20 protein-coding genes and 1 tRNA gene are annotated in these 22,472 nt (G+C 68.9%); 12 read left to right on the forward strand and 9 right to left on the reverse strand.

The annotated features are described in order from the left end of the window. Nucleotides 1-46: 46 nt before the first annotated feature. The 3 genes from ACL03I_RS28665 (at nucleotide 47) to ACL03I_RS28675 (ending at nucleotide 4,212) form a co-directional block, all read left to right on the forward strand. Nucleotides 47-1,450: an MATE family efflux transporter gene (locus ACL03I_RS28665; RefSeq protein WP_412807415.1), complete on the forward strand. Its 1,404-nt coding sequence runs from the start codon at nucleotides 47-49 to the stop codon at nucleotides 1,448-1,450. Nucleotides 1,451-2,006: 556 nt separating this feature from the next. Then, nucleotides 2,007-3,095 (forward strand): glycerol dehydrogenase, encoded by a 1,089-nt coding sequence (locus ACL03I_RS28670; protein ID WP_355074487.1) that lies wholly within the window; start codon nucleotides 2,007-2,009, stop codon nucleotides 3,093-3,095. A gap of 163 nt (nucleotides 3,096-3,258) precedes the next feature. After that, complete coding sequence (locus ACL03I_RS28675; protein WP_355074489.1) at nucleotides 3,259-4,212, forward strand: phosphodiesterase; 954 nt, start codon at nucleotides 3,259-3,261, stop codon at nucleotides 4,210-4,212. Here the strand turns inward: ACL03I_RS28675 and ACL03I_RS28680 are convergent. Further along, entirely contained in the window at nucleotides 4,160-5,623 is a 1,464-nt protein-coding gene (locus ACL03I_RS28680; RefSeq protein WP_379255366.1) for a stealth family protein, read from the reverse strand. The genes ACL03I_RS28675 and ACL03I_RS28680 overlap by 53 nt on opposite strands. A gap of 491 nt (nucleotides 5,624-6,114) precedes the next feature. On the opposite strand from ACL03I_RS28680, the gene ACL03I_RS28685 reads away from it, so the two are divergent. From ACL03I_RS28685 to ACL03I_RS28695, 3 genes are all read left to right on the forward strand, one after another. Then, nucleotides 6,115-6,570 carry a flavodoxin domain-containing protein gene (locus tag ACL03I_RS28685; RefSeq protein WP_412807416.1) on the forward strand — a complete coding sequence of 152 codons (456 nt, stop codon included), beginning with the start codon at nucleotides 6,115-6,117 and terminating at the stop codon, nucleotides 6,568-6,570. A gap of 141 nt (nucleotides 6,571-6,711) precedes the next feature. Continuing rightward, nucleotides 6,712-7,197, forward strand: coding sequence for a pyridoxamine 5'-phosphate oxidase family protein (locus tag ACL03I_RS28690; protein ID WP_355074493.1), 486 nt, complete (start codon nucleotides 6,712-6,714; stop codon nucleotides 7,195-7,197). A 65-nt stretch (nucleotides 7,198-7,262) separates the two neighbouring features. Continuing rightward, a complete protein-coding gene (locus ACL03I_RS28695) occupies nucleotides 7,263-7,838 on the forward strand; it encodes a TerD family protein (protein ID WP_355074495.1) in 576 nt (191 codons plus the stop codon). A gap of 99 nt (nucleotides 7,839-7,937) precedes the next feature. Here ACL03I_RS28695 and ACL03I_RS28700 read toward each other — a convergent pair whose 3' ends face one another. The 7 genes from ACL03I_RS28700 to ACL03I_RS28730 form a co-directional block, all read right to left on the reverse strand. Further along, a complete protein-coding gene (locus tag ACL03I_RS28700) occupies nucleotides 7,938-8,798 on the reverse strand; it encodes a haloalkane dehalogenase (RefSeq protein WP_412807417.1) in 861 nt (286 codons plus the stop codon). A 160-nt stretch (nucleotides 8,799-8,958) separates the two neighbouring features. Next, nucleotides 8,959-9,282 carry a hypothetical protein gene (locus ACL03I_RS28705; RefSeq protein WP_412807418.1) on the reverse strand — a complete coding sequence of 108 codons (324 nt, stop codon included), beginning with the start codon at nucleotides 9,280-9,282 and terminating at the stop codon, nucleotides 8,959-8,961. Nucleotides 9,283-9,321: 39 nt separating this feature from the next. Then, nucleotides 9,322-9,963 carry a nucleoside triphosphate pyrophosphohydrolase gene (locus tag ACL03I_RS28710; RefSeq protein ID WP_355075026.1) on the reverse strand — a complete coding sequence of 214 codons (642 nt, stop codon included), beginning with the start codon at nucleotides 9,961-9,963 and terminating at the stop codon, nucleotides 9,322-9,324. 134 nt (nucleotides 9,964-10,097) lie between these two features. Continuing rightward, nucleotides 10,098-13,709, reverse strand: a complete 3,612-nt coding sequence (gene mfd, locus ACL03I_RS28715; protein WP_356966838.1) for a transcription-repair coupling factor — start codon at nucleotides 13,707-13,709, stop codon at nucleotides 10,098-10,100. Between the two features lie 330 nt (nucleotides 13,710-14,039). After that, complete coding sequence (locus ACL03I_RS28720) at nucleotides 14,040-14,423, reverse strand: hypothetical protein (RefSeq protein ID WP_412807419.1); 384 nt, start codon at nucleotides 14,421-14,423, stop codon at nucleotides 14,040-14,042. 480 nt (nucleotides 14,424-14,903) lie between these two features. Further along, nucleotides 14,904-15,551 (reverse strand): TetR/AcrR family transcriptional regulator, encoded by a 648-nt coding sequence (locus ACL03I_RS28725; protein WP_159843027.1) that lies wholly within the window; start codon nucleotides 15,549-15,551, stop codon nucleotides 14,904-14,906. Nucleotides 15,552-15,733: 182 nt separating this feature from the next. Beyond that, nucleotides 15,734-16,348: a TetR/AcrR family transcriptional regulator gene (locus ACL03I_RS28730; RefSeq protein ID WP_355074504.1), complete on the reverse strand. Its 615-nt coding sequence runs from the start codon at nucleotides 16,346-16,348 to the stop codon at nucleotides 15,734-15,736. Between the two features lie 468 nt (nucleotides 16,349-16,816). Here ACL03I_RS28730 and ACL03I_RS28735 point away from each other — a divergent pair. From ACL03I_RS28735 to ACL03I_RS28760, 6 genes are all read left to right on the forward strand, one after another. After that, nucleotides 16,817-16,887, forward strand: a tRNA-Gln gene (locus ACL03I_RS28735). 90 nt (nucleotides 16,888-16,977) lie between these two features. Beyond that, nucleotides 16,978-18,468, forward strand: coding sequence for a bifunctional UDP-N-acetylglucosamine diphosphorylase/glucosamine-1-phosphate N-acetyltransferase GlmU (glmU, locus tag ACL03I_RS28740; protein WP_355074505.1), 1,491 nt, complete (start codon nucleotides 16,978-16,980; stop codon nucleotides 18,466-18,468). Nucleotides 18,469-18,479: 11 nt separating this feature from the next. Next, entirely contained in the window at nucleotides 18,480-19,445 is a 966-nt protein-coding gene (locus ACL03I_RS28745; RefSeq protein ID WP_379255422.1) for a ribose-phosphate diphosphokinase, read from the forward strand. A gap of 94 nt (nucleotides 19,446-19,539) precedes the next feature. Next, nucleotides 19,540-19,797 carry a hypothetical protein gene (locus ACL03I_RS28750; RefSeq protein WP_355074508.1) on the forward strand — a complete coding sequence of 86 codons (258 nt, stop codon included), beginning with the start codon at nucleotides 19,540-19,542 and terminating at the stop codon, nucleotides 19,795-19,797. Between the two features lie 100 nt (nucleotides 19,798-19,897). Next, entirely contained in the window at nucleotides 19,898-20,767 is an 870-nt protein-coding gene (locus ACL03I_RS28755) for a hypothetical protein (protein ID WP_412807420.1), read from the forward strand. A gap of 50 nt (nucleotides 20,768-20,817) precedes the next feature. Then, on the forward strand, nucleotides 20,818-21,465 hold the full coding sequence (locus ACL03I_RS28760; RefSeq protein WP_412807421.1) for a DUF2461 domain-containing protein: 648 nt from the start codon (nucleotides 20,818-20,820) through the stop codon (nucleotides 21,463-21,465). Between the two features lie 21 nt (nucleotides 21,466-21,486). On the opposite strand, the gene egtD is transcribed toward ACL03I_RS28760, so the two are convergent. Beyond that, on the reverse strand, nucleotides 21,487-22,458 hold the full coding sequence (gene egtD, locus ACL03I_RS28765) for an L-histidine N(alpha)-methyltransferase (protein WP_412807422.1): 972 nt from the start codon (nucleotides 22,456-22,458) through the stop codon (nucleotides 21,487-21,489). Nucleotides 22,459-22,472: the final 14 nt, after the last annotated feature.

The raw sequence follows: 22,472 nt of genomic DNA on the forward strand, positions 1-22,472 counted from the left end.
TGCGCCCGCGCGGGACGACGCTCCCGCCCTCTGTGAAGGAGAACCGGTGATCGTGACGAGTTTCCGCGGCGACGGCGGGCGGCTCACCGCGCTGGCGACGCCGATCGCGCTGACCCAGCTCGCCCAGATCGCGGTATCCACCACGAACATCGCGCTGATGGGCACGCTCGGCGTGCGGCAGGTGGCCGCGGGCGGCCTGGCGATCGTGCTGTTCAACCAGATCCGCACCATGTGCGTCGGTTTGATCACCGGCAGCGGCAACCAGATCGCCACCGCCGTGAGCGCGGCGGGCAAACGCGGCGAATCACCGGATCCGGAGATCCGCGACCTGCTGCGCTCGAGCTTCGCGATCGCCACGATCGCCGGGTTGCTCGGCGGTGCGGTGCTGATCGGGCTCGGCTGGGCGCTGCCCTGGCTCGGCCAGGACCCGGGAGTGCTCGCCGACGCCCGCCCGCTGATGATGGCGCTCGCGCCGGGCCTGCTGCCGTGCCTGTGGTTCCAGGTGCTGCGCCAGTACACGGTCGGCATGCAGCGCCCGCAGGCGCTGCTGCTGGTGACGCTCGGCTCGGTGGTGCTGAATCTGCTGTTGGCGCTGGGCTTCATCCACGGCAAGGGCGGCCTGCCCGAACTCGGGCTCACCGGTATCGGTGTCGCGACCTCGCTGGTCTTCCTGATCACCTTCGGCGTGTTCTGGGTGATGGTGCGGCGCGACGAGGAACTCGGCCGCACCCTGCCCGGCACGCCGCTGCCGGTGCGGCTCACCACCGTGCGCGCCGAGCTGCGACTGGGCACGCCGATCGCGCTGACCTACGGCTCCGAGGCCGGCATGTTCTCGGTGCTCGCGCTGGTCATGGGCAGCATCGGCCCGGCGGCGCTGGCCGCGCACAACGTCGTCTACCAGATCATCTACATCGTGTTCCAGGTGGCGATCGGTCTCTCGCACGGTGCGTCGATCCTGGTCAGCCACGCGGTCGCGCGCGACGAGCATGCGCACGCCCGTGCACTGGCCTGGCTGGCGCTGCGGCACGCCGCGGTGATCGCCGCGGTGACGGGCGCGGTGTACGTGATGGCCCCGGATCTGGTGCTGCGCCCCTTCCTGGACTCCTCGGACGCCGACACCATCCAGGTCGCGCACACCCTGCTGCTGATCGGCATCGTGCTGCAATTCTTCGACGCCGCTCAGAACATCGGCACCGGCCTGCTGCGCGGGCTGAAGGCGACCAACGCGGGCTTCCGGCTCTCCCTGATCGGCTACTGGGGCGTAGGCCTGCCCGTAGCCCTGCTGCTGGCCTATCCGGCCGGGCTCGGCGCGGCGGGCGTCTGGTGGGGACTCACCGCGGGCCTGGCCACCACCGCGATCCTCATGCTGCGCCGCTACTTCGCGTTGCTGGACGAGAAGGACCGCGACCGGCCGCACCTGCTCCCGGAGACCCTCACGACCCAGAGCTGATCGGTCCCGATCGCGCTCCGGGCACCTCCGGGTCGTCGGACGGCTCTCGCGATCGCCGAAGCCGCATCGGCCGGGCCCCCGGCCGCACGACAAGTTGGGCTGAACCGGTCCGACGTGGTCCACGACGGACGCCTACCCCGCTCCGGGGTGCCCCGGCACGCCACTCGCGGTGCCGAAGGGCGGCCTCGGAGCAGCTAGTCCAGCCCGGGACGGGGATGCCTCGAAACCCGCCGTGTACCGGCCCGACGGCCCGTCGCCGGGCAGCGCCCGCAGCGGCTTCGACCGGAGCTTCGACGCTCGGGACCCGTGCTCGGACCGTGCGATCGCGAAGGTCCGGCGGACTCCGGGCCTGCCGGTGCCGGAACGTGCGATCGAGATCGTGGGCACCGACGACGGCAACTGGACTCGCGCCGACCCGGTTCGGCCATCACCGTCGGCGCTCCACGCGTGCGGGTTCTCTCGACAACGACCGTGGCGGAGGGTGTGTCGCGTAGCGTTGAAAACGTCGTCGGCCGGGCCGGGATGACGTGCGCGGCCCGGGATCGGGAGGTGCCGGATGCTGAGCGTGTTCTCCTCGCCGGGGCACTACGTGCAGGGCCGGGACGCCACCGCCGCGCTCGGGGCGGAGATGACCCGCCTCGGCATCGGCGGGCCGGTGCTCATCGTGGCGGGCTCCAGCGCTTTCCGGCTGCTGGCAAGCACCTGGGAGCGCTCGCTGACAGACGCGAAGATCGCCTATTCGATCCATCTGTCCGGTGGCGAATGCAGCCGGGCCGAGATCGCCCGGATCGCCCACGCCGTCGAGGAATCCGGCAGCACGGTCGTCCTCGGGGCGGGCGGCGGCAAGGTGCTCGACGCGGCCCGCGCGGTCGCCGACGACCTCGATCTGCCGATGATCAGTTGCCCGAGCACCGCCTCCAGCGACGCACCGTGCAGCGCGCTGTCGGTGATCTACACCGACGCGGGCGAGTTCGAGGCGTATCAGCTCGTGCGGCGGAATCCGGCGCTGGTGCTGGTGGACACCTCGGTCGTCGCGCAGGCCCCGGCCCGGCTGCTCGCCGCGGGCATGGGCGATGCCCTGGCGACCTGGTTCGAGGCGCGCACGTGCAGCGCCGCCCAGGTGCGCAACATGCGCGGCGGCGCCTCCACGCGCAGCGCCGCCGCCTTGGCCGAACTCTGCTATCGCACCCTGCTCGCCGACGGCGCGCAGGCGCTGACCGCCGTCCGCACCCGCGGCGTCACACCGGCGCTGGAGCGCGTCGTCGAGGCCAACACCTTGCTGTCCGGACTCGGCTTCGAATCGTCCGGGCTGGCCGCGGCGCACGCCGTGCACAACGGTCTGACCGCCGCCGCGCGAACGCGCCCGTTCCTGCACGGCGAGAAGGTCGCGTTCGGCACCCTCACCCAATTGGTGCTCGAGGGCGCGCCCGCGTCCGAGATCGGCACGGTGCTGGATTTCTGCGCCGAGGTGGGTTTGCCGACCACGCTGGCCGCCCTCGGGCTGCCCGATGCCGACGACGAGACACTGGCGGCCATCGCACAGCGTGCGACCGCTCCGGGCGAGACGATCCACAACGAACCCTTCACGGTGGATGCCGCGATGGTTGTGGACGCCCTGCGCACCGCCGACGCCCTCGGTCGGTGACCAATCCCACATCCACCCGCGTTCACCCAGCGTCCGACACCGAAACCTCACCTTCCCGCAAGCGAGTCTTCATCAACCGCCGGGAAACCTGTCCGTAACCGGCGCTATCGTGGCGACGGAGCCAAGCCAATGGCGGGCAAACCGCCAGGAGGGATTCGGTCCGGTGTCCATCACCAGAGTCGCGGAGTATCCGCGTCCGGATCATGTGTTGTTCCACTTCAGCGATACACATCTCATCGCGGGCGACGACCCCCTGTACGGCGATGTCGACGCCGACCTGCGGTTACGGCAACTGCTGGACCAGGCCGCGGCGAGCGGGATCCGGCCGACCGCGATCGTGTTCACCGGCGACCTCACCGACCGGGGCGAGCCCGCCGCGTACGCCAAGCTGAAGTCGATCGTCGAACCATTCGCCAGAAGTCTGCAGGCGCCCATCGTGTGGGTCACCGGCAACCACGACGACCGCGCCGCCCTCCGCGCCCGCCTGCTCCACGAGTACCCCACCACTTCCCCGCTGGACCGGGTGCATCTGATCGACGGATTGCGCATCGTCGCCTTGGACACCTCGGTGCCCGGCCACCACTACGGGGAGATCTCCGACGACCAGCTGGAGTGGCTGCGCTCGGTCCTGGCCGAGCCCGCGCCCTTCGGCACCATCCTGGCCATGCACCACCCGCCGGTGCCGTGCGTGATCGACCTCGCCGTCACCGTGGAACTACGGGATCAGCGCCGACTGGCCGACGTGCTGGACGGCACCGACGTGCGCGCCGTCCTCGCCGGGCACCTGCACTTCTCCACCAGCGCCACGTTCGCGGGCATCCCCGTCTCGGTGGCGTCGGCCACCTGCTACAGCCAGGATCTCGGTGTGGCGCAGGGTGGCCTGCGCGGCCGGGACGGCGCGCAGGCCTTCAACTACGTGCACATCTATCCGGACACCGTGGTGCACTCGGTGGTGCCCATCGAGCGCGGTCGCACGGTGGGCGCTCCCGCCACGCCGGAGGAGGCGCGGCAACGGCTGACGGAGGAGGGCATCGTGATCCCGCCCGCCGCGCGCATCCCGCACGTCATGCGGCGCCCTGCGTCGACTCCGGAAGCGGATGACGAGGCGGTGTACTGAGCCGTTCCCACGGCGCGGGCTCGGGGTAGTAGCGGGCCAGGAACTCCGAGACGATCCGCACCCGGTCGGACTCGGCGACCTCGGGGAAACTGCCGTCGTTGAGGCAGAAGAAGTCGACGTCGCGATGACGCGCCAGCCCGTCCAGCAATGCCAGACCGTGGTAGCTGGTCGTGTCGACGTACCGCATCTTCGCCGACTCCTGGGGCACCGCGCGCCCGGTCAGCATGGCGTAGTAGTGATACAGCGAATTGGTGACCGAGATGTCGGTGGCCGCGCGGAACCGGCTCGCGCTCGTGCGCGCGAAGTCCGCGGCGAACTCCTCCTCCATCTCCATGAGCACGCTGCGTCGCAATGGCGCGGGCGTGTGCTCCAGGTGCCGCGTGATGACATAACCGAAGCGCTCCGCCAGCAGCGCCCGGTTCACCCGGGCGGCGTTCTCGAAACCGCTGCGCCGCTCGTTGTTGCGTCCGGGCCCGATCCTGGTGTCCGCTTCGATGAATCGGCTCACGCCGCCCGGCGTGAAGAACATCGACGGACGCACCGGACGTGCGAAGAACATGTCGTCGTTGGAGTACAGGAAGTGCTCGCTGAGCCCGTCGATGTGCTGCAACTGGCATTCCACCGCGTGCGAATTGAACACCGGCAAGCCGCTGACGTCCCGGAAGTGGTCCGCCGCGGGCACCACGGTCACCTTCGGATGGGCGGTCAGCCACTCCGGCGGCGTGGAGTCGGTCGCGATGAAGATCCTGCGGATCCACGGCGCGTTCTTGTGCACCGACCGCAGGGCGTACTTCAACTCGTCGATCTGGCGGATCCTGGCGTCCGCGTCGTCGCCCTCGCCGACCACGACCTGAGCGAGCATCCCGGCGCGGCGGGCGCGGAATTCCGGATCGGAGCCGTCCACCCAGGAGAACACCAGGTCGATATCGAACCCGACGTCACCGGTCTGCGGCGCGAACATGTCCGCCAGGGTGGGCCAGGTCCGGTCGAACAGCCGCACCTGCGTGCGCTGGACGTCGGCGAGGTCGAAGACCGGGCGGGTCAGCGCGTTCGGGCGCGGGCATGTCACCGTGTCGCCGTGGTATTCCCACAGCTCCAGCTCGACATGGTGCGCCGGGTCGTGGTCGCGCCCGAGCCGGAAGACGTTGTGCCGCAATTCGACACAGGAGAACCCCGCCGACATCGCCGCGGCGGTCACCCGGCGCACCATCAGGCGCTGCGCCGCGTCGGCCGCGAGCACGAGCCGGTGCCCGCTGTCGCGCACCAGCAGGAACGGCACCTCCGCGGCGGCCAGTTCCGCGCGCAGGTAGCCGAGATCCTCGATCATCGCGGCGGACACGGCGAGATTGCTCGCCATGGCCCGCGTGACCATTTCCACCGCCCCCGAGTCCACTGCTCCCCTGTCCGTCATGACTGCCTCCACTTCCGTCGAACCACCGGTCTGAAGATTGCGTCCGGGGCACCGCGCCGAGCGCCGATCCGTCGATGCCGGGGCATCGACGTGCGAGGACCGCGCGCCTGGCGCGGTGACATTCAGAAGTGGGGAAGGGTGCCGAAGCGCGGGTACGAATTGATCACCCGGTATGTAGACGACTGGTAGACCATTTCGTTTCACCTCACTCACGGCCGGACGCGCATGGCGTCATGGATGGAAACGCTGCACTCGTGCGGGAACGATCGAATGGCACGGGTGGCAGCTGCACGCCGGACGGTCATCGGCCGACTGGAAAGTGGTCTGCCCAGGAAACTCCGGGCACCTCTACGAATGATGCAACGCGCTCGACATTCCGTCAATCGGTGCGGCTGAACCGCACCTGTCCGTGGGCTGCCCACGGTCGTGGCACACACTGGGCAATATAATTAGGATAGGCTCACCATATCATCAGAGATAGGGTTGTGCCGGTGCGCGTCGTCATTCTGTTCGGATCCGAGATGGGCACCGCGGAGTCCGCGGCGGACACCATCGCCGCGGAGTTGCGCGGGGCGCACGACGTCTCGGTGCACGACATGACGGACTTCGACCTCGCGGATCTGGACGTCCGCGACTTCCACGTCGTCGTGTGCTCGACCTACGGCGACGGCGAGCTGCCGACCGGCGCCGAACCTTTCGCCGACGCGCTCGACCGCGACACGCCGGATCTGCACGGGCTGCGTTTCGCCGTCTTCGGGCTCGGCGACATCGTGTACGGCGACACGTTCAACCGCGGCGGCGAGATCATCGCCGAGAAACTCGCCGCGCGCGGCGCCGTGCAGGTGGGCGAACACGCCCGGCACGACGCGTCGACAGAGGTCCGCGTGCGCGACATGGCCAGGGAGTGGGCCGCCGCGCTCGACATTCCCGCGCTGATCTCGGCCTGACCGCGCCGGACACGCGCCGCTGGTCACCAAAGGGCGGTCCGGACAAAGCGCCCAGCGCCAGCGCGCAAGGCGCACAGCGCCTTAGACTGCTATCAAGCGCGGCACAGCCCGCCGCGCTCGACGATCCATGAGGTGACGAAGATGGCAGCCGGAGCGAGCCCCGCCCAACGTCAGCACAACTCGACAGATCATCCCGAGCTGGACGCGCTCCCGGAATGGCCACTGGAGACGATCGGTGTACTGGTGACCACCGACCCTGCACCGCATGCGATTCCGGTGTCCTGGCCGGTGCGGGCCGGTGACCGGCGCATCCTGATCAGCCTCAAGTACGATCGCGGTTCGCTGGCGCGGTTGCGCGAACATCCCGAGGTGGCCCTGCTGATCCTCGGTGGGGGCAACGTGGCGATGTGCGCAAGGGGCACCGCACACGTGGTCGCCGAGCAGATGCCCGACGCCGCCGACTACGTCGCCGTCCGCATCGATGTCGACGTGATCGACGACCATCGCCAGTCGGCCTTCGCGGTCGTGCAAGGCATCCAGCGCACGGTGCTCGACGACGAGAGCGAGTTGCGCGCGCTGAAGGGCCGGGTCGACACCCTGAGATCCTGGGCAGAACACCAGAACTAGATCGGCCCGGCGTTCCCGGGAGCAGAGAAAGAGGCGGCACCGGCCGTGCCGCGCGGAAGGGGATCATGAGCGTCACTCTGGCCAAAGGCGGCAATGTCTCGCTGTCGAAGCAGGCCGCGAATCTCACCAAGGTGTCGGTGGGGCTCGGCTGGGACGTGCGCACCACCACCGGCGCCGACTACGACCTCGACGCCAGTGCGCTCGCCTGCGGACCGAATCTGAAAGTGCTGTCCGATCAGCATTTCGTCTTCTACAACAACCTGCGCTCGCCCGATGGATCCATCGAGCACACCGGCGACAACCTCACCGGCGCGGGCGAGGGCGACGACGAGGTGATCAACATCGACCTCACCGCCACGCCGCCGAACATCACCAACATCTTCTTCCCGGTGTCCATCCACGACGCCGACGCACGCGGCCAGTCGTTCGGCCAGATCCGCAACGCCTTCATCCGCGTCGTCGACGCCGCCACCGGCGTCGAACTGGCCCGCTACGACCTCACCGAAGACGCCTCCACCGAAACGGCCATGATCTTCGGCGAGCTCTACCGCCACAACAACGAGTGGAAGTTCCGCGCCATCGGCCAGGGCTACGCCTCCGGGCTCGCGGGCATCGCCCGGGACTACGGCGTCAACGTCTGACGGTTCGATTCGGGTTCGCCGCGCCGGTCTTTCGGCCTCGTGCTCCATCGGCATCGAGCGCCGGAGGACCCGCGCGGCACGTTTCGCCTCCGGTCGAACTCACGGGAACCGCTTCGCGATCGCCGCGGCGATCGCTTCCGGTGCGTGCTCTTGAATGAAATGCCGCGCGTGCGGCAGCTCGACTACGTCGAGATCGGTGAAGGCGGCCCGCATTCGCGGGATACAGGCGTTCGGACGGAACACCATGTCCCGCATTCCCCACACCAACAGGGCCGGCTTGTCGCCGAGCAGGACGGGCACATCTCGGGCGAGTCGGTCCAGCAGCGGGCGTGCGGCACGAATTTCCTTGGGCGTCGCGGCGAGTCCGCGTCGGGCTTCCGCGGTGGGCTGCACCGCGCGATAGTGGTCGGCCTCGGCCGCGCTCAGCTTGCGCCCCAGTTCCGCGAGCAGGACGCGCTCGACGAGGAAATTCTGTTCGAGTATCCGCCGCTGCATCGGACGGCTGCCCATGATCACGCTGAACGCCCGATTCGCCAGCGCTTCGGTCGGCCAGAACGAGGTATTGCCCAGCACGATCCCCCGCACCCGATCAGCGCGCGCGGCGCTCGCGCCCAGACCGATGGGGCCGCCCCAGTCCTGTCCCATCAGAACGAAGCCGTCGAGCCGCAGGTGATCGATCAGCTCGCCGAGGACCGCGGTGTGCTCGGCGATCGTGTATCCGAAACCCTCGGGACGTTCGGACAATCCGAAACCCGGATAGTCGACGGCGATACACCGGTACCGGTCGCGCAGGTCCTTCACGATGTGGCGGTAGAGGAAGCTCCAAGCCGGAGCGCCATGACAGAACAGCAGCGGCGGCCCGGCCCCCTCGTCGATGTAGTGAACCCGGCCCGCCGACGAGTCGAACCAGCGCGACTCGAAGGGGTACAGACTCTTGTCAGGAACGAAATCGATCAGCATTGGCCCCTCCCTCCGAGACAGGCTACCTCGGGTGCACCCGAGCGCGCGGTCGCCTCCACGGAGAGGCCGTCTCCGGAGCGGAAACCCCCGTGGTCGGTTGATGAAGACCGACGATTTCAGCCCAGGCTGCCGGCCGAGTGGAACGACACGAATCGCGGAGTCACCCGCAGCAGACCGGGTCGTCACAGGGGTCACCGACTTCGCTTCCGTAGGCGACCAAGTGGTGGACCGGGGCCAGGATTCGTTCGGCGGTGTCGGGGTCGAGGGGCGGTGCGGACCGGTCGCTCGGTCGTCCCCAAGTGGGCGGCGTGTCGTCGATGTCGAAACGGGGTGCGCCATTGACGAACAGTGTCCACAGCGGGTGGTCGGGGAAGCCGTTCATCCGTAGGACCCACCACTGGCCGTCGACGTGGGCGGCGACGGGGAATCTGCCGTTCCCGGTCGACCGCCATCGCGGTCGTGCGTTCAGTTCGGGGTACCGCATTCTTTCAGTTTCCCTGAATCGGACGGCCGCGCGGGAGTCCTACTCGGTCCCCTCCGGCCAGAAGGCGTGCCAATCCTCGGCGGTGAGCGGAAGACGTTCGCCGCGTTCCTTTTCCGCGCTGTCCTCCGCCGCGCGGATGGCGGCGGCGAAGGTGAGCGCCGCTTTGCGGAGGCGTTCTTCGGCGCTTTCCGGGCCACCGAGGTGCACGACGCGCAGGGCTTCTGGAACGAGGGCGGGTGGCAGGCCCGCTTTGGTGCCGCGGGAGACGATCTTCTCGGCGAGTGCCAGCGCGGGCTGGGCCATGGCTATGCCGTCCAGGCAGGAACGGCGGGACTTCTCGGCGGATTTGCGTTCTTCCCAAGCGCGTTCCTGGGCGGCGATCTTCTCGGCCACCGAGGCGTTGGGATCGATCGCGGAATCCACCAGGTGCGGGCTGCGGTTGACCAGCTTGGCCACCAGCGCGGCGGCGACGTCGTCGACGGTGAATTCACCTGCGGCCTCGGCGATCCGCGAGTGGAAGAGCACTTGCAGCAGCAGGTCGCCGAGTTCTTCCTTGATCGTCTCGGCATCGTCGTGCTGGATGGCGTCGAGCAGTTCGTAGGTCTCCTCGAGCAGATAGGGGCGCAGCGAGTCGTGGGTCTGGGTGACCTCCCACCCACCGAAATGCCAGAGCCGGTCCATGACCTCGACCGCCCCGGCCAGCCCCGCCGCGACCACCGCGGTGTCCGTGCGCGGTGTCGCCTCCCCGTCGCGCTCCACGCCGTGAACCGCGCGATGGCGGGCGGCCCGCAGAACGGACTCGTCGCGTGTCGAGCTCATCGCGGCGCCATCTCGGCGGCGACGGTGAGGTCGACCGCTCCCTGCGCCTTCCCGTCCAACGCCAGCAACAGATCGGCGGCGAATTGCAGCAGCACGACATCGCGGACGCGCTCGGCCCCGACACTGTCCTGCACGCGCGGCAGCGGAAGCTGCACCACCCCGGACGCGGCGCGGTATCCCGCGCTCGGGTAGAGCCGCTTGAGGCGCATCTGCTTGGAATCGGGCAGGTGCAGCGGCGAGATCTTCAAGGTCGTCCCGGTGACCGCGATCTCGGTGACCTCGTACTCGCGGGCGAGCAGGCGCAGTTTGGCCACCGACACCAGACGCCCGACTTCCACCGGCAACGGGCCGTACCGGTCGACGAGTTCCTCCACGACCTGCGCGAGCGCCGAATCATCCTGCGCGGCGGCGAGTTTGCGGTATGCCTCCAGGCGCAGCCGGTCACTGGCGATGTAGTCCGGCGGTATGTGCGCGTCGACGGGCAGGTCGATGCGCACCTCCTTGACCTCCTCGGTGGTGATCGGCTTGCCGTCCGCGGCGGCGCGATACGCCTCGACGGCCTCCCCGACCAGCCGCACGTAGAGATCGAAGCCGACGCCAGCGACGTGGCCGGACTGCTCGGCGCCGAGCACGTTGCCCGCGCCGCGGATCTCCAGGTCCTTCATCGCGACCGCCATGCCCGCGCCGAGATCGGAGTTCTGCGAGATGGTGGCCAGTCGGTCGTAGGCCGTCTCGGTGAGCGGCTTCTCCGGCGGGTAGAGGAAGTAGGCGTAGCCGCGTTCCCGGCTGCGCCCGACCCGGCCGCGCAGCTGATGCAACTGCGAAAGGCCCAGCGCGTCGGCGCGTTCCACGATCAGGGTGTTGGCGTTGGAGATGTCCAGACCGGTCTCGATGATCGTGGTGCACACCAGCACGTCGTATTCGCGCTGCCAGAAGCCCTGCACGGTGGACTCCAGCGCGTCCTCGTTCATCTGGCCGTGCGCGACCGCCACTCGCGCTTCGGGCACCAGATCGCGAATCCGCTTGGCCGCCTTGTCGATCGACGACACCCGGTTGTGCACGTAGAACACCTGGCCGTCGCGCAGCAACTCGCGCCGGATCGCGGCGGTGACCTGCTTGTCGTTGTAGGCGCCCACGTAGGTGAGCACCGGGTGGCGTTCCTCCGGCGGGGTGAGGATGGTCGACATCTCGCGAATCCCCGCCAGACTCATCTCCAGGGTGCGCGGAATCGGGGTGGCCGACATGGTGAGCACGTCGACGTGCGTGCGCAGCGCCTTGATGTGCTCTTTGTGCTCGACACCGAATCGCTGTTCCTCGTCGACCACCACGAGGCCGAGGTCCTTCCACCGCACGCCGGTCTGCAACAGCCGGTGCGTGCCCACCACGATGTCGACGCCGCCGTCGGCCATTCCCTCCAGCACCGCGCGGGCCTCGGCCGGATCGGTGAAGCGGGACAAGCCTTTCACGGTGATCGGGAAACCCGCGACACGCTCGGTGAAGGTCTGCAGGTGCTGCTGCGCGAGCAGCGTGGTCGGCACCAGCACGACGACCTGTTTGCCGTCCTGCACCGCCTTGAACGCCGCGCGCACCGCGATCTCGGTCTTGCCGTAGCCGACGTCGCCGCAGACCACGCGGTCCATCGGGACGGCCTTCTCCATGTCCGACTTCACCTCGGCGATGGCGGTCATCTGGTCGACGGTCTCGGTGAACGCGAACGCGTCCTCCATCTCCTTCTGCCACGGCGTGTCCGGTCCGAACGCGTGACCGGGCGCGGCCTGGCGGGCGGCGTACAGCTGCACCAGCTCGCCGGCGATCTCGCGAACCGCTTTGCGCGCCTTGCGTTTGGTGTTGGCCCAGTCCGAGCCGCCGAGCTTGGACAGGCTGGGCATCTCGCCGCCGACGTAGCGGGAGAGCTGGTCGAGCGACTCCATCGGCACGAACAGCCGGTCACCGGGCTGGCCGCGTTTGCTCGGCGCGTACTCGATCACCAGATACTCGCGGCGCGCGCCGCCGACGGTGCGCTCGATCATCTCGACGAACTTGCCGATGCCGTGCTGGTCGTGCACCACCATGTCGCCCGCGCTCAACGCGAGCGGGTCGACCTGGTTGCGCCGTTTGGCGGGCATCCGCTTGCCCTCGGTCGGCGCGGTGACCCGGTTGCCGGTGAGGTCGGATTCGGCGACGACCACCAGACCGGCGCCCTCGAAGACCAAGCCGTCGTGCAGCGAGCCGCACAGCACGCCCACCACGCCCTCGTTCGGCTCCGCGCCCGCCGCCAGCGCCGCGGCGGGGACCTCCGCGTCGGCCAGCCGTTCCAGGATGCGCTGCGCCGTGCCGTGGCCCGCGACGACCACCACGGCCCTGCCGCCGGTGAGCACGTGGGCGCGCAACGAGGCGAACATGGTCGCCACCAGTTCGTCGGACCCGCGCGCGGCCGGGCCGGGCAGCACCGGCAGCACGACCTCGGAGGAATCCCCGGAAGCGAGCGGGCTCAGCGTCCACCAGGGCAGGCCCTGTCGCTCGGCGCTGGCCTGGATCTCGGGCAGCGGGCGGTAGGCGGAGGCGGCCAGGTCGAGTCCGTGTCCGCCGAGCGGCGCCGCGCCGCCGAACGAGGCCGCGGTCCAGGATGCCTCCAGGAATTCCTCGCCGGTGCGCACCAGGTCGGCCGCGCGGGTGCGGATCTTCTCCGGATCGCACAGCAGTACGTGGGTTCCCTCCGGCAGCACCTCGGTGAGCAGGCACAACTGCCCCGGTTGCAGCACCGGCAACAGCGCTTCCATGCCCTCGACCGGGATGCCCTGCGCGAGTTTCTCCAGCATCTCCACCAGCGCCGCGTCGGCCGCGTTGGCGGCGGCGACCTCGGCCGCCCGCTCGCGCACCTCGGGTGTGAGCAGCAGTTCCCGGCACGGCGGCGCGACCACGACGTCCACCGCGACGTCCGGCAGCGAGCGCTGGTCGGCGACGGAGAACGGCCGTAGTTCGGTGACCTCGTCACCCCAGAATTCCACGCGCACCGGATGGTCGGCGGTGGGCGGGAAGACGTCCAGGATGCCGCCGCGCACCGCGAACTCACCGCGCTTGCCCACCATGTCGACCCGGGTGTAAGCGAATTCCACCAGCCGCGTGAGCAATTCGTCGAAGTCCAGCTCGGCGCCGACGCGCAGCACGATCGGCTCGATCTCGCCGAGCCCACCCGCCATCGGCTGCATCAGCGACCGCACCGTGGTCACCACCACGCGCAGCGGCGCGGGGAAATGCGGGTCGCCGGGGTGGGCGATCCGGCGCAGCACCTCCAGCCTGCGCCCCACCGTGTCGGCGCCCGGCGAGAGCCGCTCGTGCGGCAGCGTCTCCCAGGACGGGAACTGCGCGACCGCGGGACCGAGCATCTCCACGAGTTCGACACTCAGGTCGTCTGCCTCCCGCCCCGTGGCCGTGACCACCACCAACGGCCGCTCGGCGGCCAACCGCGACGCGACGAACGGCCGCACCGCCGACGGCGCGACCAGCTCGACCGACGATGTGCCGATCAGCTCCGCGACGGTCCGTAGCGAGGAATCGGCACCGGCCGCGGCGGCCAGTCCCGCCAACGGGGGGCGGTGGGTGGACATCGACAACTCCTGAGCGCAGGCGACACGTTTCGAGCGGCCAACCGAGTCTAGTTAAGCGGGCATCTTGTTTTTGCAGCGCCCGCGCCGCCGCGAGGCGACTGCCGCCCCTGCCCGGTACCAGAGCGCCCATCCGCGATCTATTTCGTCGCCGACACGGCCGCCCACCCGAACACGCTCCGGCTCCTCCCGGCGAGAAGCGAGCCACAGCGAGAAGGTCCCGGCGGAGTCGTCAGCACGATTCGCGGCTACGTCATCCGGCGGAACAAGCACACCACCGACGAGCACCTACCATAGCCAGGGCGAATGTCGCCCGACGCACACTGCGGGCCTTCACCAGAGGTGCAGGAAACTCCGGACGTCATCGAAACCGTCGAGTGCCCGCCCGTCCACGTCCGACGGATCCGCCTCGGCACGCGCCGACAAGGAGCGCGCCGACGCAACGGACTCATCGCTGAGCCGCCCGAATCGCCGAGCGGTATGTCCCAGGCACAGCCCGGCCAGCCCGAGCAGCGGGCTGCCGGACACAGCCCGCGTTCCGACCTGCACACACCAGTGCTCGACGAACTCCCGATCGTCGTCGTTCAAGGCGCTGCCAACCAGAGCATCCGCCGCCTCGAACTCGTACGCGCGGTCTCCGAGTGCCCGCTCCAACACCGCGACTACCACCTCATGCGGCAGAGCAGGAGGATTGTGGAAGCTCCGATGCGTATGCATGCCGCGAGATTATCCATCCCCGTATGCCCCCGACCCATGACTCGACAGGGCGAACGTTGCCCGACGCGGGCACCAGCGCAACCACACCGGCCGAACGCCGTCGTTCAAGCGAAATGAACCGAGCCTCCTTCGGCCCCGCTCACATTCCCACGACCACCGGCCACACGGGACAACCACCAACCAGCCACACCGACCGCACGCCCCGAAGCGAGCTCGACCACCGTCGCGCCCAGCGCACCCACAGCCACGTCTTCCGAGCGAAGCAAGACCGAGCATCCGCCGTTCGCGGCCCGGCTCGCGTTTCCACGACCGCAGCGCACGCGACGAAAGAACAGCCCGAGCCGACAGCCAGCCAGCCAGCACACGCGTGCGCCGGGCAGCGAGCTTCGACACCAACGCGCCCAGCGCACCGTAACCACGACTTTCGAGCGAAGCGAGACCGAGCATGCGCCGTTCGCGGCGCCGCAGGCGCTGCCAAAGTTACGGCACGTAGCGCCGCAAACGTCTTGCCGCGAATTCCCTGAAGTACGAGAGCTTCTCGGCCGGGACGATGGCCGGGAGCAGGAAGTACCAGGCGCGCTCCATCCGGACCGCCATCTGGTCGATGGATTCGGTGCCGACGGCGATGATGTGCACGCCCGCGGCCATCTCCTGCCACAGCAGGCCGATGACCTCGGCGTCCAGGTCAGCGATCAGGTCGCCTTGGGCGATGGCCCGTTCGGCGAGCAGCCGGTAGGTGTCGCCCCAGTTCTTGGCGATGTTGTCGCCTTGAGCGCCGCGGTAGTCGCCGATCTGGTGGGTCAGCTTCAGCATGGCGCCGACCATCGGGTCGTTCATCGATAGATCGGCGACGACGTAGGTGATGCCGATGCACGCCTCCAGCGCGGGCACTCGCGGATCGAAGAAGCCCTGACACGAGCTCGTCAACCGCTCGTTGCCCTGGTCGACCACCGCGCGCGCCAGCTCCTCCTTGGAGCCGAAGTGAAAATACAAGGCGCCCTTGGTCACATTGGACTGCGCGATGATCTCGCTCAGGCTCGCATTCGCATATCCCAAGCGCAGAAAGACATCGGCAGCGCCTGCCAGGACGGAGTCGCGGGTGATCTCCGCGCGCGCTTGCCTAGCCATCAGATCCGCCTGTCATCCCAAAAACCAGCCATCCTGAAGTAGACCGACATCCCGAAGTTGACCGACTTACCGCCCGAACAGCACCCAAAGGATGGGTGAACCGTACCACCAGGCGCGCGTCCAGCAGCCAATTCGAGCATTCGGCGAGAGCCGTCGCGCAATTTGCTGGTTAACAATCCGGGTCACTCACCGGCGCCCGCGCGCCATTCCGAACTCAGTTGTGGATCGGCTTCCAGATGACTCAGCCCGTTCCAGCACAGGTTCACCAAGTGGGCCGCCACAACCTCTTTCGAGGGTTTGCGCTCGTCCAGCCACCAGGTGGCGGCGGTGGCGACCTGACCGACGAGCGCCTGCGCGTAGAGGGTGGACAGACTGGTGTCGAACCCGCGCCGCGCGAAATCTCCGGCCAGAATGTGCGCCACCTGATTGGTCGCTTCGTTGAGCAAACTGGAGTACCTGCCCTCGGCGGCGGCGGCGGGCTGATCTCGCACCAGAATTCGAAACCCGTCGGTCCGTTCTTCGATATAGGTCAGCAGCGCCAGCGCGACCTGTTCGAGCCGGATGCGCGACCGGTTCTGGGTGAGCGAGGAGGTGATCATGTCCAGCAGCATCGACATCTCCCGGTCCACGACGACCGCGTACAACCCCTCTTTGCCGCCGAAGTGTTCGTACACCACGGGTTTGGAGACCTGGGCGCGTTGCGCGATCTCCTCGATGGAGGTCGCGTCGTAACCGCGTTCGGCGAACAGCGCGCGCCCGATCTCGATCAGCTGCTGACGCCGCTGGGTGCCGGTCATCCGTGGACGGGACACTCGATGCGACTCACTCGAAGACACCCCTGCTCCTCCGCCCTTCCCGCGTTGTTGCCGGTCGTGAGTGCCTCGACGGTTCCCGCCGAGCCGACGAGCGCATGCCGGGACGGGACCGCGGGCGAGCCCGGCGATCCGCCCTCGTGCGTGCCTGGTCAGCCGTCACATCGGGGCTCCGACGCACGACATCGACATTCGGATACCACTGTCCCAGACCGGTCGGCAGTCCGCTTCTCCGGGGCGAGGGGACGCGGGGGCTCTCCGCTGTAGTCGGCGATCGAGCGGTCCTCCGCCCGAGCGCTGCCCGGCCGGAGGACAGGAGCGCTCCCGCGCTGGTCCGGCCCGAATACCAGATGCCGCGCGGGGAACAATTCGCGGGGAGGCGGGCGAGTATGCGAGGATTCATCCCGTGCCATGGCACAGCGGCGGGGGTTTCGCCAACCGCCGGTGTGGCAATCCGCCGTGGTGTAATGGCAGCACATCTGATTTTGGTTCAGAGAGTTCAGGTTCGAGTCCTGGCGGCGGAGCTCGAGAGCACGATGACTTATCGTTGGCCCGCACATCGCTGACCAAGCACGACGACGCCCAGCACGAGGACAGGCAGCCGAGGGAGATCCATGCCACAGCAGACCGCCGTCGTCGTTCTCGCAGCCGGTGCCGGGACACGAATGCGGTCGAAGACCCCCAAGGTCCTGCATTCGCTGGCCGGTCGGAGCATGCTCGCGCACGCGCTGCATGCGGCGAACGAGATCGACCCCGCGTACCTCATCACCGTGGTGGGGCACGATCGCGAACAAGTCGGCGCCGCGGTGGCCGCGGTGGCCGACGATCTCGGCCGGGAGATCACCCCGGCGATCCAGGAAGAGCAACTCGGCACGGGCCACGCGGTGCAGTGCGCGCTTGCCGCCCTGCCGGTCGGCTTCACCGGCGACGTGCTGGTCACCTCCGCCGACGTGCCGTTGCTGGACGGACACACCCTGGCCGCGCTGCTCGATGAGCACCGCAGCTACGCCGAACGCCCCGCGGTCACCGTGCTGACCTTCGTGCCGCCGGACCCGAATGGTTACGGCCGCATCGTCCGCGACGCCGAAGGCCAGCTCGCCGAGATCGTCGAACACGCCGACGCCACCCCGGAACAGGCCGCGATCACCGAGGTCAATTCCGGCGTGTACGCGTTCGACGCCGCGGTGCTGCGCACCATGATCAGCCGCCTGTCCACCGCCAACGCCCAGCACGAGCTGTACCTGACCGACGTGCTGCGCCTGGCCAGGGAGGCCGGACACCCGGTGCACGGCGCACGCCTGGTCGACGCGGCCAAGGTCACCGGCGTCAACGACCGCGTGCAGCTGGCCTCGGCGGCGCGCACGCTCAACCGCTACATCCTGGAACGCCACATGCGCGCGGGCGTCACGATCATGGATCCCGCCTCGACCTGGGTGGACGCCAGCGTGCGCATCAGCAGGGACGCCGTGATCCTGCCCGGTGTGCAACTGCTCGGCAACACCGTCGTCGGCGAGGACGCCGAGGTCGGCCCGGACAGCACGCTCACCGACGTGGTCGTCGGCGACGGGGCGAAGGTGATCCGCACCCACGGCGAGGGGGCCACCATCGGCCCGAAGGCGACCATCGGCCCGTTCGCCTACCTGCGGCCGGGCACCATCGTGGGCGACACGGGCAAGCTCGGCGCGTTCGTCGAGACCAAGAACGCCTCGATCGGCGCGCATTCGAAGGTCCCGCACCTGACCTACGTCGGCGACGCCACCATCGGCGAGCACAGCAACATCGGTGCGTCGAGCGTCTTCGTCAACTACGACGGCGTGACCAAGCACCACACCGTCGTCGGCTCGCACGTACGCACCGGCAGCGACACCATGTTCGTCGCGCCGGTGACGGTGGGTGACGGAGCCTATACGGCGGCGGGTACTGTACTGCGCAGAAACGTTCCGCCCGGAGCTCTCGCGGTGTCCGGTGGACCGCAGAAGAACATCGAGGGCTGGGTGCAGCGACACCGTCCAGGGACGGACGCGGCGCGCGCGGCGGCGGAAGCCATCGCGGCCAAGGAGATGTCGGGTCAGGCAATAGAGCAAAAGGATGGCAAACAGCAGTGACCGCGTCATGGATGGACAACCAGAAGAACCTGATGCTCTTCTCGGGACGCGCTCATCCTGAGCTGGCCGAGCAGGTCGCCAAGGAGCTCGACGTCCACGTCACGCCGCAGGTGGCACGGGACTTCGCCAACGGCGAGATCTTCGTCCGGTTCGAGGAGTCGGTGCGCGGCTCCGACGCCTTCGTCCTGCAGAGCTTCCCCGCGCCGCTGAACCAGTGGCTGATGGAGCAGCTCATCATGATCGACGCGCTCAAGCGCGGCTCGGCCAAGCGGATCACCGCGGTGCTGCCCTTCTACCCGTACGCCCGCCAGGACAAGAAGCACCGCGGCCGTGAGCCCATCTCGGCCCGTCTGGTCGCCGACCTGCTGAAGACCGCGGGCGCGAACCGGATCATCACCGTCGACCTGCACACCGACCAGATCCAGGGCTTCTTCGACGGCCCGGTCGACCACATGCACGCGCAGGTGCAGCTGGCGGAGTACGTCCGCACCAACTACAGCCTCGAGCACATCACGGTCGTCTCCCCCGACTCCGGCCGCGTGCGCGTCGCCGAGAAGTGGGCCGACTCGCTGGGCGGCTCGCCGCTGGCGTTCATCCACAAGACCCGCGACCCGCTGGTGCCCAACCAGGTCAAGTCCAACCGCGTGGTCGGCGAGGTCGAGGGCCGCACCTGCATCCTGATCGACGACATGATCGACACCGGCGGCACCATCGCGGGCGCGGTCAAGGTGCTGAAGGACGCGGGCGCCGGTGACGTGGTCATCGCCGCGACCCACGGCGTGCTGAGCGAGCCCGCCGCCGAGCGCCTCGCCAACTGCGGCGCCAAGGAGGTCGTGGTGACCAACACCCTGCCGCTGTCCGAGGAGAAGAAGTTCCCGCAGCTGACCGTGCTGTCCATCGCGCCGCTGCTGGCCCGCACGATCCGCGAGGTCTTCGAAAACGGCTCCGTGACCGGTCTTTTCAACGGAAACGCATAGAGCTCTTACCGCGAGAACGGCGGCTCGGACTACGGTCCGGGCCGCCGTTCTCGTGTCCGCGTTAGCCGCGGCGATCAATGGGGATACTGAGGGTATGGACCGTGATCCGTTGGAGACCGAGATGGGGGACGACGACCAGGAGGACGAGATCCGCGAGTATCAGCGCAACATCGAGGATCCGCCCGACGAACTGCGCATCCGTTACCACGAGGACGAGGACGACGGCAGGCTCGGCATCGACGACGAGCTGGACCAGGAGTGGACGGCCCGCGACACCCTCGCCGCGGACGAGTCGGACGACCGGTCCGCCGAGGTGGCCGCGATCGAGATCATCGACGACGAGGATCTCTGAACCTGCTCCGTCCCCGACGCGCCTGTAGCAATCGGCTATGACGACGCGCTCACCGTGGTAGGCATAGGTTGCGTGACCGGGACGACACGAGGAGGGTGCGATGAGCACGCCGAAGGATCCGGACCACACCGACGACGAGCAGCGGCCGCCGGAGTCACCGTCGAAGCCGACCGGGGCGACCTCCGGTGACGAGCCTGCCCAGCCGTCGACCGGCTCCGCCCCGGCGCAGACGCCCGGTGGACGACCCACTGAGCACGATCCCGCCGCCGCGCTACCGCCGGAGCACGAGCCGGGCCCGGCCGACCAATGGTGGCAGTCGAGCGGCTCGCCGCCCGGGGGAGCGCTGGGCGGCCAGTGGGGAGCCGAGCCCAGCGGCCAGCCCGCCGAACCCCGGCCTTGGGGCGCCAACGGCGGGGGCGAGCAGCAGTCCTGGGGCGCCGAACCCGCCGCGCCGGGGGCTCCCACGCCGGGTTCCGGGCCACAGCCTCCCGACGAAACGACGCAGCGGTTCACGCCGGACGAGCACACGCAGTACGGTTCGGGCGGGCAACCGCCTTATCCGCCGAGCGGGCAGCCCGGTGACTTTCAGCAGCCGTATCCCCCGCAGCAGCCGTATCCGCCGACCGGGCAACCGCAGTACCCGCCAGGCGGTGGGTACGGCTACCCGACGTCCGGGCCGCAACAGCCGCAGTACGGCTACCCGTCCTATCCGCAGCAGGGGTACGAGCCCTACGCCACCCCGCCGAAGCAGCCGACCAGCCAGGTGTACTCGATCATCGGCTTCGTCTGCGCCATAACCGCGGTGCTGTTCTGCCCGATCTTGTTCGGCCCGGCCGGGATAATCCTGGGCATCATCGGGCGCACCAAAGGCGAATCGCTCGGCAAATGGGCAGCGATCGCTGCGGCCGTCGGGATGGTGATCGGCCTGATCGTGGGGTTCGTCGTGTTCGGCGGAGACATCACGACGTAGATTTTCGGTATGCGTCTATCGGGTGACATCAGCGCGGCGGGTGTGCGGGCATGACCGGATTCGCGGGTTTCCCGCTCGCCGGGCTCGACTTCTACGAAGACCTGGAGGCCGACAACTCCAAGGCGTTCTGGACCGCGCACAAGAAGATCTACGACGAGTCGGTGCTCGCGCCCATGAAGGCCCTGGTGGCCGATCTGGAGCCGGATTTCGGGACCGCCAAGATCTTCCGGCCCTACCGCGACGTGCGGTTCGCCAAGGACAAGTCGCCGTACAAGACCGCGCAGGGCGCCGTGGTGCGCGCCGCGGCGGGGGTCGGCTGGTACGTCCAGATCAACGCCGGGGGTCTGTTCGTCGGTGGCGGTTTCTACCAGGGCTCGTCCGAGCAACTCGCGCAGCTGCGGGCCACCATCGATGACGAGGTGCGCGGACCGGAACTGGTGGCGATCCTCGCGAAACTCACCGACGCGGGCTTCACCATCGGCGGCGAGAAGCTGAAGACCCGACCCAAGGGCTACGACGCCGACCACCCGCGCATCGACCTGCTGCGGCACAAGTCGATCACGTGCGGCCGGGAATTCGGCGCGCCCGCCTGGCTGGACACGCCGCGCACGGCGAAGGAAGTCCGCGCCACCTGGGAGACGATGCGGCCGCTGGTCGAGTGGCTCGGGGCGGTGGTCGGCGGCGCACCGTCGTGGTGAGCGCCGCCGATCGATACGTGGTCAGCGCCGCCCGGCGAGCAGCAGCGCGAAACGATCGTCCGGATCGGTCCACACGTGTCCGGTGGCGAAGCCCGCGGCGGCGAGTTCGGCTTCGAGGCCCTCGACGCGGAACTTGGCGGAGATCTCGGTGCGCATCTGTTCGCCGCGGCCGAAGCGCACGGTGAGGTCGAGATCGCCGACCGCGACGGTCATGTCCTCGCTCGCCTCCAGCCGCATCTCGATCCACTCCCGTTCGGCGTCCCAGACCGCGACGTGCCGGAATTTCTCCGGCGCGAAGTCGGCGCGCAGGCGAGAGTTCAGCACGTGTAGGACGTTCCGGTTGAACTCGGCGGTGACGCCCGCCGCGTCGTCGTAGGCGGGAACGAGTACCGCCGGGTCGGTGACCAGCCCGGCCCCGAGCAGCAGTTGCTCCCCCGGCTCGAGCAAGTCGTGGATCCTGGCGAGGAACTCCGCCCGTTCCGCGGGGACGAGGTTGCCGATGGTGCCGCCGAGGAATGCGATCATCCGGCGTCCGCCGCGGGGGAGGTTGGCCAGCGTGTCGGTGAAGTCGCTGACCACACCGTGCACGGCGAGCCCAGGGAACTCGACCGCGACCTCGTCGGCGGCCGCCCGCAGCGCTGCCGACGAAACATCCTGCGGTACATACTTCTTCAACGGCCCGCGCGCGCTCAGAGCGGTGAGCAACAGGCGCGTCTTCGCCGCCGATCCGGCGCCGAGTTCGACCAGTACCTCCGCTTGGGCGGCGTCGGCGATCTCGTCGACCACCCGTTCGAGCAGCGCGCGCTCGGTGCGTGTCGGGTAGTACTCGGGCAGCTCGGTGATCCGCTCGAACAGCTCGCTGCCCTTGGCGTCGTAGAACCATTTGGGCGGCAACCATTTCGGGTTCGCGGTCAGGCCCAGCCTGGCGTCCGAGCGGAGCGCGGTGTTCAGGTCGTCTTCGGTCAGGTGGATGTCCAGCGTGACTGCGGTCATGGCACCGGCCTTTC

It is taken from the genome of Nocardia sichangensis, from assembly GCF_047200615.1.
Lineage (GTDB): Bacteria > Actinomycetota > Actinomycetes > Mycobacteriales > Mycobacteriaceae > Nocardia > Nocardia sichangensis.

Coding starts and splice junctions, on each gene's coding strand:
- ACL03I_RS28725 (WP_159843027.1), bottom strand. CDS start 15,551: ATGGCTAGGCAAGCGCGCGCGGAGATCACCCGCGACTCCGTCCTGGCA.
- ACL03I_RS28680 (WP_379255366.1), bottom strand. CDS start 5,623: ATGACGGACAGGGGAGCAGTGGACTCGGGGGCGGTGGAAATGGTCACG.
- ACL03I_RS28690 (WP_355074493.1), top strand. CDS start 6,712: ATGGCAGCCGGAGCGAGCCCCGCCCAACGTCAGCACAACTCGACAGAT.
- glmU (WP_355074505.1), top strand. CDS start 16,978: ATGCCACAGCAGACCGCCGTCGTCGTTCTCGCAGCCGGTGCCGGGACA.
- mfd (WP_356966838.1), bottom strand. CDS start 13,709: ATGTCCACCCACCGCCCCCCGTTGGCGGGACTGGCCGCCGCGGCCGGT.
- ACL03I_RS28720 (WP_412807419.1), bottom strand. CDS start 14,423: ATGCATACGCATCGGAGCTTCCACAATCCTCCTGCTCTGCCGCATGAG.
- ACL03I_RS28755 (WP_412807420.1), top strand. CDS start 19,898: ATGAGCACGCCGAAGGATCCGGACCACACCGACGACGAGCAGCGGCCG.
- ACL03I_RS28710 (WP_355075026.1), bottom strand. CDS start 9,963: ATGGACCGGCTCTGGCATTTCGGTGGGTGGGAGGTCACCCAGACCCAC.
- ACL03I_RS28760 (WP_412807421.1), top strand. CDS start 20,818: ATGACCGGATTCGCGGGTTTCCCGCTCGCCGGGCTCGACTTCTACGAA.
- ACL03I_RS28695 (WP_355074495.1), top strand. CDS start 7,263: ATGAGCGTCACTCTGGCCAAAGGCGGCAATGTCTCGCTGTCGAAGCAG.
- ACL03I_RS28700 (WP_412807417.1), bottom strand. CDS start 8,798: ATGCTGATCGATTTCGTTCCTGACAAGAGTCTGTACCCCTTCGAGTCG.
- ACL03I_RS28705 (WP_412807418.1), bottom strand. CDS start 9,282: ATGCGGTACCCCGAACTGAACGCACGACCGCGATGGCGGTCGACCGGG.
- ACL03I_RS28730 (WP_355074504.1), bottom strand. CDS start 16,348: ATGACCGGCACCCAGCGGCGTCAGCAGCTGATCGAGATCGGGCGCGCG.
- egtD (WP_412807422.1), bottom strand. CDS start 22,458: ATGACCGCAGTCACGCTGGACATCCACCTGACCGAAGACGACCTGAAC.
- ACL03I_RS28750 (WP_355074508.1), top strand. CDS start 19,540: ATGGACCGTGATCCGTTGGAGACCGAGATGGGGGACGACGACCAGGAG.
- ACL03I_RS28745 (WP_379255422.1), top strand. CDS start 18,480: ATGGACAACCAGAAGAACCTGATGCTCTTCTCGGGACGCGCTCATCCT.
- ACL03I_RS28670 (WP_355074487.1), top strand. CDS start 2,007: ATGCTGAGCGTGTTCTCCTCGCCGGGGCACTACGTGCAGGGCCGGGAC.